This window comes from Streptomyces sp. NPDC005070 (assembly GCF_053600395.1).
Window position 1 is genome coordinate 1 of record NZ_JBSFZS010000151.1, and the last position, 15,174, is coordinate 15,174.

Here is a 15,174-nt window from a genome sequence, read left to right on the forward strand (position 1 = left end):
TCGTCGCGCAACAGGCCACTTGAGCGAGGGCCGAGGTACAGGGCCAGTAGGACCGTGCCCTTGTGCCGATGCCTGCTGGCATGCGGTGCGCAAGCCATCGAATGTGGGCGTGCAAGAACGGGATGCTCATGCCGGCGCTGGTGACGCCGGCAACGACAGCGGCTGCCGCGGGCGCGACGGTGAGGAATCCCCCGACGGCACCCTTCTGGCCGCTGCCGGCGATGACGCCACGGTCGGATTGTGGGACCCAGTGACCCGCCGGCCCGTCGGCAAACCACTCACCGGCCACCAGCGCACGATCTACGCGCTGGCGTTCTCCCCCGACGGCACCTTCCTCGCCACCGGCAGCCGCGACGGCACGATCCGGCTGTACGAACAGTCGCAACCGACGCGGGTGAGTTTGCCCTTGGCAAGAAGAGCCTTAGCCTGCGCTCTCCAAGCATGGCTGATCGCACTGGCTGAAATTGACGGAACAGGCGGGAGCAGCCCAGCGGTGTTCTCTCCTGACGGCGCCGTCCTGGCCACCGGCGGCGAGGGTCGCGCGGTCGGTTGGTGGGACCCGATCACGAGCAGACCCGTCGGCGAATCCCTCACCGGCCACCAAGGCGCGGTTCACGCGGTGACGTTCTCCCCTGACGGCACCCTCCTCGCCACCGGCAGTGGTGACGGCACGGTCCAGTTGTTGAACTCGCCTACCCGCCGCCCCGTCAGCAAACCCGGTACCGGCCACCAGGACGCGATCACCTCGGTGACGTTTTCTCCCGACAGCACCCTCCTTGCCAGCCGAACCAGCCCGGTCCAACTGTGGATGACCCCCCTGCTGTCGCTGGTGCTCTGACCGCACTGGTTCGCAGGGTTCAGGTGGATGGACCTGAGCCTGCGCTGGTAACCGTGACGGTCCACCAGTCCAGTTGACCGGATTCGCACCAGAGGGCGTCCACCTGTCTGCGGGTGAGTTCCTCTGCCTTCCGCAGGAGGGCTGCCTGCGCAGTGTCCGGCTCGGACGAGGACGGAGGAACGGCGAGTGCGCCGTCGGCGACGCCAACTGGTCCGGCGAAGGAGAGCACCCGGGCGGGCACGGTGCGATGTACGACGCGCGGACAACGGGAACCTCGATGTGCCGCAGCTGCGGCAGCTGCGAAAGACCCCGAATAAGGACAACGTCGCCCGGCCACTTCGAAGTACGGCGGGGCGCGGTATATCGCCAGGCCGGGGCGCCTTGTTGGGACGCTCCGGGGCCGCGGCACCGAGTCGCCAGGCCAAGCGCACGCGCGAGGTCTACCGTTCCATTCACGCTGATACGCCGCCTGACGACCGGCGCACGACGCGGGGCACGGGTGAGGGACCGGATATCGATGGGGGTCTGAACCGCGCAGGGAAATCTTCCGTCTCGTCTGGCCGACGGGCTGGCGACCGCCGCGCACTTGAGGTGGTGATCGACGCAACCGGCCGGGCGGCAGTCGTGGGCCGGGGACGGCGATCGGCCCTTGTGGGAGACTTGCCACGCCTCTCAGCCTTACTGAATGGTGAGTGAGGCCGAGGAGAGGTAGGGGCCACGGCGTATCCCGTGAGCGCGGAAGGTGACCTCACGGCAGCAAGCTCCGCTGTACCTGGCCGGTCGTATTCAAACGAGATGGCGTTCAGGACGCGCGTCGGTGGAAAGTGCTGTGCCCTGTGAGCACATGGTCGTAGACCCCGGCCGCGGGTCCTCATCGGGGCCAAGGTAGAAGACATGACCAAAGGGGGAACGGCGTGATCTCTGAGCCAGAGATAGCAGAGCAATGCGGCAGTGGGGAAACCCGCGAGGTGGTGGGGGACTTGACCCAGGTCCGAACAGGCCGCCAGGCACCGTGGCCATGGGCCCTCGGCGGGGTATTGGCTGCATCGGTTCTCTGGACGACAGCAATCCTCCTGCACGGAGTGGACGATCGGAAGCCAGACACGCTCGGCTACGACCTGACCCGAGCTTCCTGTGCGTCCATGCGCCTGCACGCAATCTCAGCTGCCATCACGCCTGGAAAGTCTTCCATTACCGTTGCCAACTCGGGGCTGCTGCGGCATGCAGCTCTCGACCAGGTCCAGTGCGTCATCGCTCTTGAGCCTAAAGCGGAAAAACCTCGCAACGGCTGGTCCACCGACTACGCCGTCGCGGTCAAGATGACCCTTCACAAAGAGAGCGACCCGGCCGTCGAGTTCGAGGCGGAGCGACGGGTCACCAACTCCGGCATCGTGTCTGCAGAGATGGTGAGGGCCGTTCCGAACCTTGGCACCAAGGCGTATCTCGTGAACCAGGAGGCCTCCACGGTGGAGTTGCGGGTCCTGGACGGCGGTGCGGTCCTATCGATGAGTCTCTCCGTGTCCACTCAGTACCAGGCCGCCGCCGACGACAACGAAGAAGACGAGGTCGGCGACGGGCCTGAAGCACCTGAACTCAGCGAGTACGAGCCGTCCATGATCAGTGACATGAACGAGCTGATGGCGCGCCTCAAGAGGTGAGGCGGAGGGTGGGCGAGGCAGCCTTCCGGATAGAGGCGGCCCCTGCCCTGCGGCAGCCAACCCGAGTTCCCCGGCTGACCGCGCCCGCCGTCTGACGCGTTCGAGCTTCCGAGTGATCTCCGGAGTCGGCGAAGGCAGATGATGCTGGCAGCCAGTTCCAGCAGCCCCTGATGGAGGTCAGCTCGGCGCTCGTAGCGGGTGCGGAGTTGGCGCCTCCTTAAGCGTCGACGGTCAGCCGATTTCTTGACCGCCGACACCTGCGGCGGGACGCGCCTTCCCCACGGTGAGCGGCCTGCACCTCACAGCGTCATGAGACAGATGAGGCTTCGACAGCCAGGGCAGAATCTGTCTCCGATGCCTGCAGCGACCAGCTGGACCTGGCACGTCCGGTTGTCACACCGGCGCAGCCCGCGGGTTCCTCGGCACAGCAACGCCTCCTCACCTAGTGGAACGAAGGTGAATACAGGGGCCAGTAGCCGCTCTTGAGGCAGCCCATCGCCAGGTAGCGGGGTAACGCTCGCCGGGATCGTTGCTTCTGCCCACTCTCCGTCCACTCGGCATCGGCAGTGCCGAGCAAGAATCCCGCCGCCCTCGAGTTGCCGGACCGATGCGAGGCGGCCCTGGGTGCGAGATCGTTTCCGGGCCGGGTTGCACGGTGGCCCGCGAGTGCGATGCGCACATAAGCCGGGGTTCACACAGTTCGAGGTGACTCCGTGGGGCGCGGGAAGGCCCCGACCCGCAAAACCCCTTACCCCAGTAGCAGACCCGCAGCCACACGCAGGGACCGGCACGGCTCCGAAGTCCGCTTTGAGTCGGGGGACCTGCCCACTGAACGCGAGGCCGGTCGTGGCGCTCGTAGTGCATCGGCCGTTCCAGCCGTCCGGGTTCGTCAAGTTCGCACGGGAGGGCTGTCGCACCGGACCGCCGCCCGTGATGTCTTCGTGTGCGCGATCGGCCAGCTGTCCCGAGCACGCGGAGGGTGGCCATGACGTGCTCGAACTCGGGCGCATGGTTCGCCTGGCCCGGTGTGAGGGCGAAGCAGTGGACGGCAACGACCGTTCGCAGCAGGGTGGATCTCGTGGTCAGCCCACCACGAGAGCGTCTGATCGCGTGGTGATCAGGCTCGACATCCAAGGCCCCTTTTCCCGCTGCGACAACAGAGCCAGGACGTGTGACGTTACTGATCACGGTGGTGCCGATCGGCACCACCGCTCGCCCCCTGTGTGTCCGCCGTACACGACGAGAACGGGAACGGGCTTCGTATCCGGGAGCCGCGGATGTCGTTGAACGGCGTAGTGCGCACACGGGACCCCCGCCCGATGCGCTCACCCGGAGGTCCCGCTCCTGCCGACGACGACAGGAGCGGGACCCCGTCTCCGATGCTCCGCGTCTGACCAGGATCGTCCGGGGCGGGAGCTCGGTCATGTGTCGGGCCGTTACGGATGCCGCGGACCCTAGAAGCGTGGCTCACGACCCTGTCGGCGCGGCGACCACGCAACACTGGTGGCCGTCAGCCGCGACTCGCACGTCGGACCCTGCACATCACCAGCGTGAAACCCCGTCGGCCCGGATCTCGAGCGAGGTTCGCAGATGCTGAAGAGCAGGCCAGATCCCTGGCCTGGGGACCGCGCCTCTGGCCAGCAGCAACGACACCCATACGAGCCAGGCCGATTACGTATTGGCAGGAAAGCGCCCCATCGGTCAGGGGTGTCCTGGGCCCCGCTGCTCAACCCACACCTCCGCGACGGAAGACCCTCACCCCGCTGCCCGCTTCCCCTTCCCCGCGAAAGACCCCGAATAAGGACAACGTCGCCCGGCCGCTTCGAAGTACGGCGGGGCGCGGCATATCTCCAGGCCGGGGCGCTTGTTGGGACGCTCCGGGGCTGCGGCACCGAGTCGCCAGGCCAAGAGCACACGCGAGCTTCACTGTTCCATTCGCGCTGGTCCGCCGCCTGACGACCGGCACATGGCGCGGGGCACGGGTGAGGGCCGGATAGCGATGGGGGTCTGAACCGCGCAGGGAGATCTTCCGTCTCGTCTGGCCGACGGGCCGGCGACCGCCCGTTCGGCAGTCCGCGCACCACCCGCTCGGCTCGAATCAGAGGCGACCCGGTCCCGTCCCGCTGCCGGTGTGGCGGCATGGTGCCGCCACGAGGAGGTCGTCGGGCCCACCAGTCCCCCGCGCCGCTCGGCGCGGGGATCAACCTGAGAGACTTGATCGTTGAGTAGAGAATCCCGTCCGCGGAACCTGCGGACCCCGAGGACGTCACGGCGATCACCGCGGTGGATCATCGCCTTGGTCGCCGTCCTGAGTGCGGCGGCGGCCCTGCTGAACGTTCCGTTGACCGCTGCGCCCGCGTACGCGGTCAACGGTGACGGCACGTCGCCCTTCGCCACGTACAACATGCGCGGCTCCGACAACGGCGGTCGGTGGGGCTCGGAGATCATGCAGCTGGTCAGGCGGAACCCGGTGGTGGCACTGCAGGAGGCCGGCTCCGGCCCGCCGCCTCCTTTGCCCCAGCGGCAGGACAACTTCGAATCGATCCCGCTCGGCAGGACCCGTCCTCACCACCAGCCCGATGAAGTCACGCTCACGCGCTGGCAGTTCGGGACCAGCAGCCGGCGCGAACGCCGCTGGGTGTACTTCCTCCAGACCGACCCCCGCAGGATCACCGGTACCAGCCAGGACACCTGGGCCGGCGGCCGGGTGAACCTGGCGACCGTCTCCGACGCCCGGGCCGACCAGGTCGAAGTCATCGACAACCCGTCCTACGACCCGGACCCGAACGCTCCGAACAACCGCTACCGGGCGCGTCCGCTGCTGGGCCTGCGGTTCGGGAATACCTGGTACTGGAACGCCCACGGCCGCGGCGAGGACGTGGTCCGGCGCGGCAATCGACCCGGACTGCTCGACGAAGTCCGCGACTTCGCCGCCAGGAGCGACCAACGCGGCCGGAACTGGGTTCTGGTCGGCGACTTCAACCTGAACATTCTCAACCGCACCGACGACGAGGCACGTAACCAGTCCCTGCATCTGCGCGCCGGCGAAACCCTGCTGCGCACCGGCCAGCCAACGTACATCGACGGCAACCGACCCAGCGAACTCGACTACGCGATCACGCACGGCCTGCCCGGCGGCTTCACCGCGATCCGTCCGCGCGGTGCGGGATCCGACCACGCGGAGGTGCACTTCGCCCGGACGCCGCCGCCGCTCCAGACAACCGTGCCCTCGCACACCTACCCCATCGCTCTGGCCACCGTCACCGGCAACCAAATGCAGCTGAACCCGGACGGGTCGTTCGGCGTAGGCCCTGCCCGCTTCGGCAGCAACCAGACCTTGCAGGAGAACACCACCGGAGCGGGCACGCACACCCTCCAGGGCGGCGCGAGAGGCTGCGTCTCCCTTGCGTCCAGCGTGCGCCGGGACACTTCCGACTCCCGGATCGTCGCCGGTCCGTGCGACGACCCACGAGCCCAGTGGACAATCACCGATCCGCGGCCCGACCCGGCATGGAACGAGGACAACGGCGGACCGCAGATGTGGCGGAACGTGGCCGTCCCCACGCACTGCCTGACGCCGTCCAACAGGCAGGTGACCGCGACGACGTGCAGCGACGACGACGCCTCCCAGCGCTGGTGGGACAACGCCGTCAAGCTGCGCAAGGACTGGCCGACGACCGCCGCCAACGTGCGCCTGGAATCAGCCTTCCTGGGTGGCCGCCTACGCCGTTCCGGATCGGTACCCGGCACTGGCGTCTACACCCAGCCCACACCGCCCTGATGGTGGATCTACTGGGGAGCCTACGAGCGCAGGGACTTCGGCTGGAACACCCAGCAGGTCGACCCGGGCGACAACCTGCTGCGCTTCCAGAGCCTGGACGGCGACAACCGGTTCCTGGGCGTGCACGAGGAACACGCCCGTTCGCAGACCGACGCCATGCTGCGGACGTGCGACGACGCGCGCGGCGTCGACGCGGCCGGCCAACGCTGGCTCGCCGAGACCTACGCGGACGGCACCATCCGCTACCGCAACGAAGCCAACCACCTGTGTCTGCTGGCCCCCGACGCCAACCATGGCAACGTCGGCCTCGCTTCGTGCAACGACAACCTGGCCGAGCGCTGGAAGGTGGTGACCCCCCGAACCCGTGAACCCCGCCGGGCCACCCGGGGCTCCACGGACGACAACCCGGGGGCTCGGTGACCAGTGCGGTGTGCCGCCGGCGGGCGAAGAAGGCGTAGGCGCGCGGCCAGGGCGTGAAGGCCCTGGAATCGCCCACCACTTGATGCCGTCATCGACGCGATGTCGCACCGCATCGATCGACCACCGAGCAGCGGTGACAACGGCCGCGAACACCGCCTCACCGAAGTGCGGGTGCGACCTGACGAACCGGCCCCGGCGCGCCTTCGAAGGCGCGCCGGGGCCGGTCACCGCCTCGCCGGCAATGGCTCTACCGGTCAAGGCCGGTGTTCGCACTGACAGGCCGTCACTCGGCAGCCGAGTTCTCCTGCCGCCACCTCCACCGCCAGAGCGCGTCGGCCCGGTGGTCGTGCTCGAAGCCGTCACCGAGAGGCCCCACCCGCTCGATCGCCTCGGCGGTGCGCGGGTCGTCGCGCAGGGCGAGACCGTAGGCGGCTTCCAGACGCACGAGTTGGTCGTCCTCGTCGAGCAGCCCTGCCAGGGCGTCGGCGACCGCGGACGTACGGTCCCGGGAGCCGGCCAATGCCGCTACGGCCGCACCCCGTGAGTCGGGATCCGGGTCCTCGGTCAGCAGGAGCAGCGCTCGGGTGATCTCCGAGAGGAGGTCGTCGTCTCGCATGCTCGCCGTACACGCCCTGAGCCGCACCTCGGCGTCCGGGTCGCGCGCGAGGGTGAGCAGGGCGGCCCTGGCCGCCGGGGTGCGGGGAACGTGGTCCGTGGAAAGGGCGTAGGGCACTTCGCGGCGTACGCGCGGGTCAGGATGGTCGCGGTAGCGCAGGCCGATGGCTTCTTGGCCCGGATGGTCGCGGTCGGTGAAGGCGTCGAGCACCTTCGCCAGCATCTCGCCGTCCGATTCCTCGGCCGCCCAGGCCGCCAGGAGTTCGCTCTCCTTCTTCTCGTAGTAGGGGCTGATATCGAGGAACCCCCGCATCCGCAGGTAGTCCAACACGAACCGGCGATGCACCGGGTCACGGTCGTGGCGATGGGCCACCACGGCCGACCAGGTCTCAAAGCTGCGGCGCTCGGTGAGGATCCAGCAGACCGTCGACCAGTTCACATGGTCCTCGTCATGCCGGCCGACAGCACGAGCGATCAGTTCGTCGACGGGGGTCAGGATGCGGAAGGCCCACTCCAGCGACGTCAGGATGGCCCCGTGGCCGGCTCGTACGCTCAGGCCACCGAGCGAGACCAGATCAACCCAGTCGTACTCGCCGTCCTGAACGCGGACCGTCGCGGCCGGACCCTGGGCGCCCGTCCTGCGCCGCAGTTCCTCGGCCGCGCCCGTCTCGTACCAGTCCCGGGCCAAGGCGAGCAGCCGTTCACGGGCGGCTTCCGAGAGCCGCAGCCTGGGCTCCTTGCCCAGCACCGCCGAGAAAACCGCCGGAGAGCCACCGTCGACGGCGCGCCACAGCGGCGTGGTCCCGTCCGGCAACACCCGGTCAGCATCGGCACCACCCTCCACCAACGCCTCGGCCACCGGCGCGTCGCAAGCCGCCACGGCCCCGCACAGCACCGGCAGCCCACCCAAGTCCACCGCGTCCGGATCCGCGCCCCTGTCCAACAGATCCCGCACCGCCTCAGCGTCCCCCGCCCGAACCGCCGACCTCAGCCGACTGTCGAATTCCGTCTCGCCCACGCTTCTGTCCCCCATTCCGCATCACATCCCCGGCCCGCCGAGCAGGGCCCGCAACTCACCGGGGAGGGGCGGACGTACGGCCCCGGAATTATCATGCCTAAAGGTTGTCCCGCCATCTCCTGCCCGCGGCCTGACATGATCGATGAGTGACCACCGAACTGCGCGCGGTCGCCGAACATCCTGCTGATTCCCGGCACGTCGTCGGCGGAGCACCTGCGTGAGAACGTCGCCGGCGCGGGACTCCCACTCTCCGACGAGGAGCTCGCCGAGCTGGACAAGATCGGCCACCAGCCTGAGCTTTGGCCTTCCGGCTCGGAACAGGCCCGCTGGAGACCGACTCCGCAGTTCGCATCGCATGTACCCCACCCCGTGTCGGACTCGGGATGCCCGCCTCTGCGGCGCGTGACCGTCCGTACGGCCTCCAGACAGCGCCGGTCGCCGCTCGGCCCGTCGCTGTGTGAGGCGGATAGGGTCGTGGAAGGAGTTTCACCAGGCTGGTCGACACTTTGGGGAGCACACAGCATGCCTACGCCTGAGCAGATCTGGGCGGACGCCGATCTCCCCGCCCGTCGGCTCTCCGGGCTGGCTCTCAACCCGTCCGTGTCGGCGAGCATCCTGCTGCGGCTGCTCGCCGACGGTCCGCCGGCAGTGCAGATGGTGCTGTGCCGAGACCGGGTCCTGCCCGACGCCGTCGTCGACGCGGTGATCGAGCACCCCGACGCCTACGCCCGCAGCTTCTTCGCCCGTAACCCCCATGTCGATCCGGCCCAGCGGGTCCGGCTGCTGGACGATCCCGAGTGGTTCGTCCGCGCCCACCTGGCCGAGGGACCCCGGGTGGCCTTCCCTGCCCGGCCCCGGCCCCTGCCCGACGAGGCCGTCGTCCGCATGATCAGCACGTATGAGGACGGGCTCTTGGGCGGCCCCTTCTACCAGCAGATCTCCACCGGGCTGCGCCGGTCCATGCCCACGCATCCGATCGCGAAGGTCCGCCGTTGGGGGGTCGGCATGTGGGCGTCACTGTCCTCCGACCTACGGGCCGCACTGCTGACAGACCCCGACGACGGCGTCCGGGAGGAGGCGTGGCGACATGCGCGCCTCCAGGACCCGGCGTGGGTGGAGAGCGCGCTCCCCGACCGGCCGTGCCACGCCCGCACCGACATGCTGCTCCACAGGGCTCTCAGCAGAGCCGTGGTGGACAGCGTCCTCGCAACTTCCGTCGACACGGAGGACAAGGCGATGATCGCCGTCAACCCCACCCTCCCTCCCGACGTCGTGGTCCTCCTGGCCGCCGATCCGGACCCGGAGATACGAGGCCGGATCGCGCGCCGTGCAGACCTGCGACCCGCCGAACGCCGCGCGCTCGTCGCCGACCCGGACCCGGACGTACGCACGAGGGTCGCATACCGCGCGGACCTGGTACCGGCCGAATGCCGGGCGCTCGCGACGGACCGCGACCCCAACGTCCGCCTGGCCGTGTCCGTCCACCCGCAACTGAGCGAGGAGGAACGCACCCGGATCGACTACGAAGTCCCCCTGGACCATGCCTTCGTCTTCCACCCCACGCCCCAGACACCCCAGGATCCCGAGGCCGTCCGCCGAAACGCACTCTCCAACCACCCACTGCTGCGCCGGCAGGCGGCCAGGAATCACCTGCTACCGCCGGACCTCGTCGCGCGCCTGGCCGGCGACGACGACCTCGGGGTACGCGTCCTGCTGGCCCAGAACCATCCAGACGCCCCCGCGCCACTTCTGTTGCGCAGTTTCCTCGAGTACACCGGTCCCGAGCGCAGCCACCTCACCACACGGCCAAACTTCCCGACCAGCGGACTGACCGCCTTCGCCGACCACGAGGACCCTGCGGTCCGGGCCTTGGCCGCACGCGACCCCGGAACCGGGTCGGCAGCCATCGAGCGGCTCTCCCAGGACCCGGACCGTGCTGTGAGGGCCGCGGCGACGCGCCACCCGAACCTTCCGCAGTCCCGGCTGGCGGAACTCCTTGACGACGAGGACTTGGCCCACGCTGCCGCCGCGAACCCGGCGCTGGATCCGGACACGGCCCGCCGACTGGTGGAGACGAACGGCCGACCGGCACGACCGACGGCGTAGAAGACCCTGCTGGCCGCACGCCGCGCTCTTCGGAGAACGAGTGGTGATGACAGGAAGGGCAGCCCGATCACGCCTACCGGGGGTCCCATGACGCTGCGCGTCGGCCGTGGTGGTACCTGCGCTCTCCTGCTCCGCAGGACAGCATCCGTGACGCTGCGCGGCACAACCAGGCCCTTGGGCGATATCTCACTCCTCGATGAGCCCGTCGGAGGTCATGGGTGCAACGACCGGCTTCAGCCCGGCGCGGGCGAAGACGTGGCCGACGATTGGCTCGGAGCACTTCACGGTTCACGAACGGGGCGGCACCCGGGCCGAAGTAACCGAGGGCACGGAAGGTAGCTTCCCAGGGCCGGAGTTCAAGAAATCCTTCAAGGAACCCCTCAAGAGTGATGGCGTGCGCCTGGGCCGCCACGGACCGAATGTACGGCAGGACGCCGTGGCGGAATCCGCGAGCGCTCGCCGCCGGGCCATGCCCCGGAGTGATGCCCGCCGGCGGCGAAAACGCCTGGCGATCCGTCAGTCGATCGGGCAGGGTCGAGATGATGAGTGATGAGCACGAGATGGTGTACGCCCGCATCGAGTCCCTGGAAGGCCTGCTGCAACGAGGGCGCGGCCTCGGCGCGGTGCGGGCACTCCGGGACCCGCAGGAAGCCGCCGCGTTCGTGTACGACGGCATCCGCCGTGACTGGCGCTGGGACTCGACCGACGACCGCTGTCTGTATCTGGCCCGGCTCGTCCGCGATCTGGGCCTGTCCCTCACCCCGGTCCTGCGTCGGCTCGCGGGCGACGAGGAGACCTGTCTGCGGGCGTGTGACGTCCTGGAACTACTGGCCCTCTCGGGCTCGGAAGCGGCCAGGGAAGCGCTGCGTACGTACATCCGCGAAGGCGCGCACTGGGCCCGCGTCCTGGAGTCGGTCTCGATCGGCTGGCCGACCGAGTGGTGGGACGACCTCGGTGACATCGCGCGCGCCCGGATCGGGGAAGAACCGGAACTCCCGTGGTACTTCGAGCCGTGGACCCGGTTCGGGATCGAGGTACGGAACCACCCACCGGTTCCCCGGCCGACCCTGGACGGACTCGGCACCGGCGAACTGCTCACCCTGCTCCGCGACGAACGCACCACGGACGAGGCCAAGTTCGACGCGCTGCGCGCGCTGAACTGCAGGGAGCCCGACGAGAGGCTGCTCCCGCTGGTTCCCTCACTGGGCACCCAGGACGGCCGTCGGCCCCTGCCGCTGCTCAGGCGCGCGGTCGAACGCCTCGACACCCTCGCCGTACCGGCAGCGCGTGACTGGGCGAAGGACCGGCGTCCGTGGCTGGCCGAGCTCGGAGCGGACGTCCTGGCCGACCATCCTTCCCCCGAGGACCTGCCGGGGCTCGTACGAGAACTGGCCGGGCAGTGGTCGGCGCGCGCTTGGTGTGGCCCCGACCGGACGGCCCGGCGCCTGGCCCTTCTCGGTCCCGACGCCGCCGAAGCGCTGCCCTACCTGCGACGCTTCTGGCTCCACACCCCGCACTCGTACGAGCGGACCGCGTATCTGAAGGCCCTGGCCGCCATCGACCGGAGCGGCCTGGACCACGCCTGGTCCGAGTCCCTCTGGGACTGCGAGGAGACGGCACGGCTGACCGCGATCGCGTCGGCGCCGGCCGCCCCGGAGACACTGGAGCGGATCGCGGCCCTGCTCGACGACCCGATGGAGACGCCCGAGGTACGGGCCGCTGCGCGCGAACGTCTGGCGTCCACCGAGTCCGCGGACGGCACCGGCGCCCGTACCGGCACTGGCATAGGCACTGGCATGGGCATGGGCATGGGCGCGCGTACGGTCTGACCCGGCCGTCGTTCTGACGGCCTGTCACCGTGCAGTGGGGGAGGGTGAGTGTCGGCACGGAAACGCCCACCGGTGGCCCAACGGTGCGCCGTCGCCGAGGCCGGGAGGTATCCCTGGGGGCGTCGATCCACTGGACGAAACGGACCCATCATGCCGACCCGGCTCCCCCGCTCCCTCGTACGCCACCGGCGCACCTCCGCGCCGACCCGGCGGCGTTCCCGGCTCACCGTCCTGCTCTCCGCCACGCTGCTGGCCCTGACACCCGTCGCGCCGGCCCTGGCCACGCCCAGCGCCGTCAGCGACGTCCACCACCCGAAGGACGGTGCTCCGCCCTTCGCCAAGACGCTGACACCCGATCTGATCGCCCTGATGCAGCGGCTGCGTGTCCCCGCAGCGGTGGTGTCGATCCGCACTCCGCAGTGGGGCACCTGGACCACAACGCTCGGCACGGAGTCGCTCAAAACGGGAAAGCCGATCGCGGCCGACGAGCACTTCCGGATCGGCAGCATCACCAAGACGTTCACCGCCACGGTGATCCTGGAACTCGTCGACGAGGGCCGGATCAAGCTGGACGCCCCGGTGTCGCGCTACCTGCGCGGTGTACCGAACGGGCGCAACATCACCATCCGTCAACTGCTCCAGATGACCAGCGGCCTCTACAACTACAGCGAGGACCTGCGCTTCAACCAGATGCTCGACGACCGTCCCGAGACGCAGTGGACGCCCGAGGAACTGCTCGCGATCGCGTTCCGGCACCAGCCCTACTTCCCGCCGGGGCAGGGCTGGCACTACTCCAACACCAACTACGTCCTGCTCGGGCTGATCGCCGAGAAGCTCACGCACCGACCGCTCACGTCACTGCTGCGTGACCGTGTCTTCCGCCCGGTCGGCATGCCGCACACCAACCTGGCCACCGACACGGCCTTCCCCGCACCGCACCCGCGCGGCTACCAGTTCATCAGCAACGTGGACAGCCTCACCGCACCGGTGCTCACGGGGAAGGACGCCGCCTGGGCCGACTGGTCGGCGGGCAACCCGGAGGACGCCACCGACGTGAACCCGTCGTGGGCCTGGGCGGCCGGCGGCGGCATCTCCACACTGGACGACCTGCTGCGCTGGGCCCCCGCGCTCGCCGACGGAAAGCTCCTCAGCCCGCGGACCCAGCGCCAGCGGCTCGACTTCGTCCCCACCTCGGGCGTGCCGGGCACGCCCACGTACGGCCTGGGCATCGTCGACTTCTCCGGCTTCCTCGGCCACGACGGCCAGATCCCCGGCTACAACAGCTTCGTGGGATACGACCCGAAGCGGAAGGCGACCGTCGTCGTCCTGGTCAACCTCAACCAGTCACCCGACGGTACCGCTCCCTCCGACGAGTTGACGAAGCTGATCCTCTCGGAAGTGTTCGGCGTCTCGCCGTCCTGAGCATCGGGACATGACGTGTGGGGCCGGGCCGCGTCGGCGGCCCGGCCCCACACGTGTTCCCACGAACCGTCCGAGCGGGAGGAGACGGGAGAGGACCGTCGGAGTCAGAGTCCGTCCATCCCGTGCATGCCGTCCACGCAGGCGAGCAACTGCGGCCAGGTGGCCGCGAATCCGGGGTGCAGGCGAAGCGAGTCGATCTCCGCTGGGGCGCACCACCGGTAGGCGGACCCTTCGCCGTCCCCACGGCGCGGGACGAACGGCTCGGTGACCTCCGCGACGACGGTGTGGTAGGCCCATCCACCGTGATCGTCGACGAAGGTGTGGACCGGACGGAGTTCCGGAACACCGCCCAGTTCCTCCGCGAACTCCCGGCGGGCCCCGTCCCACGGGCTCTCCCCGGTGTGCAGCGCGCCACCCGGAGTGCTCCACGTACGACCGTGATGGACCCGCCAGGAACGGCGCTGGAGCAGGAACCGGCCATCCTGACGCAGGAGCAGACCCGCCGCGCCGTGCGGGCCCCAATGGCGGCACCCTCGCCGGTCCCTGACGTATCCGCGACCGCTGTCGCCCATACTTCCTCCCTCACTCCGCAGGACACGACGCGTCCTTCATTGTCGGTGGGACCGCCCCGCGCTCGGTGTGACCGACGGCCGCACCGCTGACGGGCCCGGTCACGGGAGGCGCGGGCGACGGAGGCACATCCCGTGTCGCGGGCACGTATCCCGTTGTCGCGGGGGCACATCCCGTGGCGCGGGCGCGTGACCGGCGGCTCAGCGCGCCCCCTGGGGCCCGGCACCTGCCGGGCCCCAGGCGCGGCCGGCGCGATCGGGACCGTCAGTCGCCGATCAACTTCTTGTACGCGGCTGCCGAAAGCAGGTTCCTGGCGGAGTCGCCCTCTCCCGGCTTGATCTTGAACAGCCAGCAACCGTAGGGGTCGTCGTTCAGTTCCTCGGGCTGTTCGAGGACGTCATCGTTCGCCAGGATCATCTCGCCGCCGACCGGAGCGAAGATCTCCGTGGCGGCCTTGACCGACTCGATGGTGCCGACGGCCTCACCGGCCTCGACCTTCTTGCCCACCATGGGCAGATCCACGAACACGACGTCCCCGAGCTGCTTCTGCGCGTGGTCGGTGATCCCGACCGTCACCGTCCCGTCCGCTTCGAAGAGCGCCCACTCGTGGTCGTCCGTGTACTTGAGGTCTTTCGGAATGGTTGACATCACAGCCCCTTTCGGAATGCAAAGTGATCACTGAGTGGCAGATTGTCACGCCGTGACGCGTGACGACGGCTTCCACGCGGACGGGCGGCCGAAGGATGGTTTCGTCAGCTCGCCAGACTCCGGCACCCCGCCCTCCGGTACGGATCCGCCCCTGGAATGATCCGGTGACATGACCGCGAGACCTTCCGACGATCTGGCCGCCGCCTTCGCCCGTCTGGGGGGTGAGGACGACAGACAGATCTGGATCGAGCTGTGGGACGACTTGTGCC

General features: G+C 69.3%; 10 protein-coding genes and 2 pseudogenes. 8 read left to right on the forward strand and 4 right to left on the reverse strand.

Features of this window, described 5'->3' with window-relative positions; genetic code table 11:
* Positions 1–109 precede the first annotated feature (109 nt).
* Together ACWEBX_RS32760 and ACWEBX_RS32765 are read left to right on the forward strand one after the other, a co-directional pair.
* A complete protein-coding gene (locus ACWEBX_RS32760) occupies positions 110–838 on the forward strand; it encodes a WD40 repeat domain-containing protein (protein ID WP_451888406.1) in 729 nt (242 codons plus the stop codon).
* 1,082 nt (positions 839–1,920) lie between these two features.
* A complete protein-coding gene (locus tag ACWEBX_RS32765; protein WP_451888415.1) occupies positions 1,921–2,496 on the forward strand; it encodes a hypothetical protein in 576 nt (191 codons plus the stop codon).
* A 119-nt stretch (positions 2,497–2,615) separates the two neighbouring features.
* On the opposite strand, the pseudogene ACWEBX_RS32770 reads toward ACWEBX_RS32765, so the two are convergent.
* Positions 2,616–2,708: pseudogene (locus ACWEBX_RS32770) on the reverse strand (IS5/IS1182 family transposase); the annotation flags it as partial.
* Positions 2,709–4,792: 2,084 nt separating this feature from the next.
* Here ACWEBX_RS32770 and ACWEBX_RS32775 point away from each other — a divergent pair.
* Together ACWEBX_RS32775 and ACWEBX_RS32780 are read left to right on the forward strand one after the other, a co-directional pair.
* A complete protein-coding gene (locus tag ACWEBX_RS32775; RefSeq protein ID WP_451888407.1) occupies positions 4,793–6,277 on the forward strand; it encodes an endonuclease/exonuclease/phosphatase family protein in 1,485 nt (494 codons plus the stop codon).
* Between the two features lie 114 nt (positions 6,278–6,391).
* Positions 6,392–6,697, forward strand: a complete 306-nt coding sequence (locus ACWEBX_RS32780; protein ID WP_451888414.1) for a ricin-type beta-trefoil lectin domain protein — start codon at positions 6,392–6,394, stop codon at positions 6,695–6,697.
* A 283-nt stretch (positions 6,698–6,980) separates the two neighbouring features.
* Here the strand turns inward: ACWEBX_RS32780 and ACWEBX_RS32785 are convergent, their stop codons facing one another.
* Entirely contained in the window at positions 6,981–8,345 is a 1,365-nt protein-coding gene (locus ACWEBX_RS32785; RefSeq protein WP_451888408.1) for a HEAT repeat domain-containing protein, read from the reverse strand.
* Between the two features lie 150 nt (positions 8,346–8,495).
* Here ACWEBX_RS32785 and ACWEBX_RS32790 point away from each other — a divergent pair.
* The 4 genes and pseudogenes from ACWEBX_RS32790 to ACWEBX_RS32805 form a co-directional block, all read left to right on the forward strand.
* Positions 8,496–8,615: pseudogene (locus tag ACWEBX_RS32790) on the forward strand (oxidoreductase); the annotation flags it as partial.
* 237 nt (positions 8,616–8,852) lie between these two features.
* On the forward strand, positions 8,853–10,436 hold the full coding sequence (locus ACWEBX_RS32795) for a hypothetical protein (protein ID WP_451888409.1): 1,584 nt from the start codon (positions 8,853–8,855) through the stop codon (positions 10,434–10,436).
* 542 nt (positions 10,437–10,978) lie between these two features.
* Positions 10,979–12,265, forward strand: a complete 1,287-nt coding sequence (locus ACWEBX_RS32800; protein WP_451888410.1) for a hypothetical protein — start codon at positions 10,979–10,981, stop codon at positions 12,263–12,265.
* A gap of 150 nt (positions 12,266–12,415) precedes the next feature.
* Positions 12,416–13,687: a serine hydrolase domain-containing protein gene (locus ACWEBX_RS32805; protein ID WP_451888411.1), complete on the forward strand. Its 1,272-nt coding sequence runs from the start codon at positions 12,416–12,418 to the stop codon at positions 13,685–13,687.
* Positions 13,688–13,791: 104 nt separating this feature from the next.
* Here ACWEBX_RS32805 and ACWEBX_RS32810 read toward each other — a convergent pair whose 3' ends face one another.
* Together ACWEBX_RS32810 and gcvH are read right to left on the reverse strand one after the other, a co-directional pair.
* The gene (locus ACWEBX_RS32810) at positions 13,792–14,259 is read right to left on the reverse strand and encodes an NUDIX domain-containing protein (protein WP_451888412.1); all 468 of its coding nucleotides are present in this window, start codon (positions 14,257–14,259) and stop codon (positions 13,792–13,794) included.
* Positions 14,260–14,521: 262 nt separating this feature from the next.
* Entirely contained in the window at positions 14,522–14,905 is a 384-nt protein-coding gene (gene gcvH / locus ACWEBX_RS32815; protein ID WP_451888413.1) for a glycine cleavage system protein GcvH, read from the reverse strand.
* Positions 14,906–15,174 lie beyond the last annotated feature (269 nt).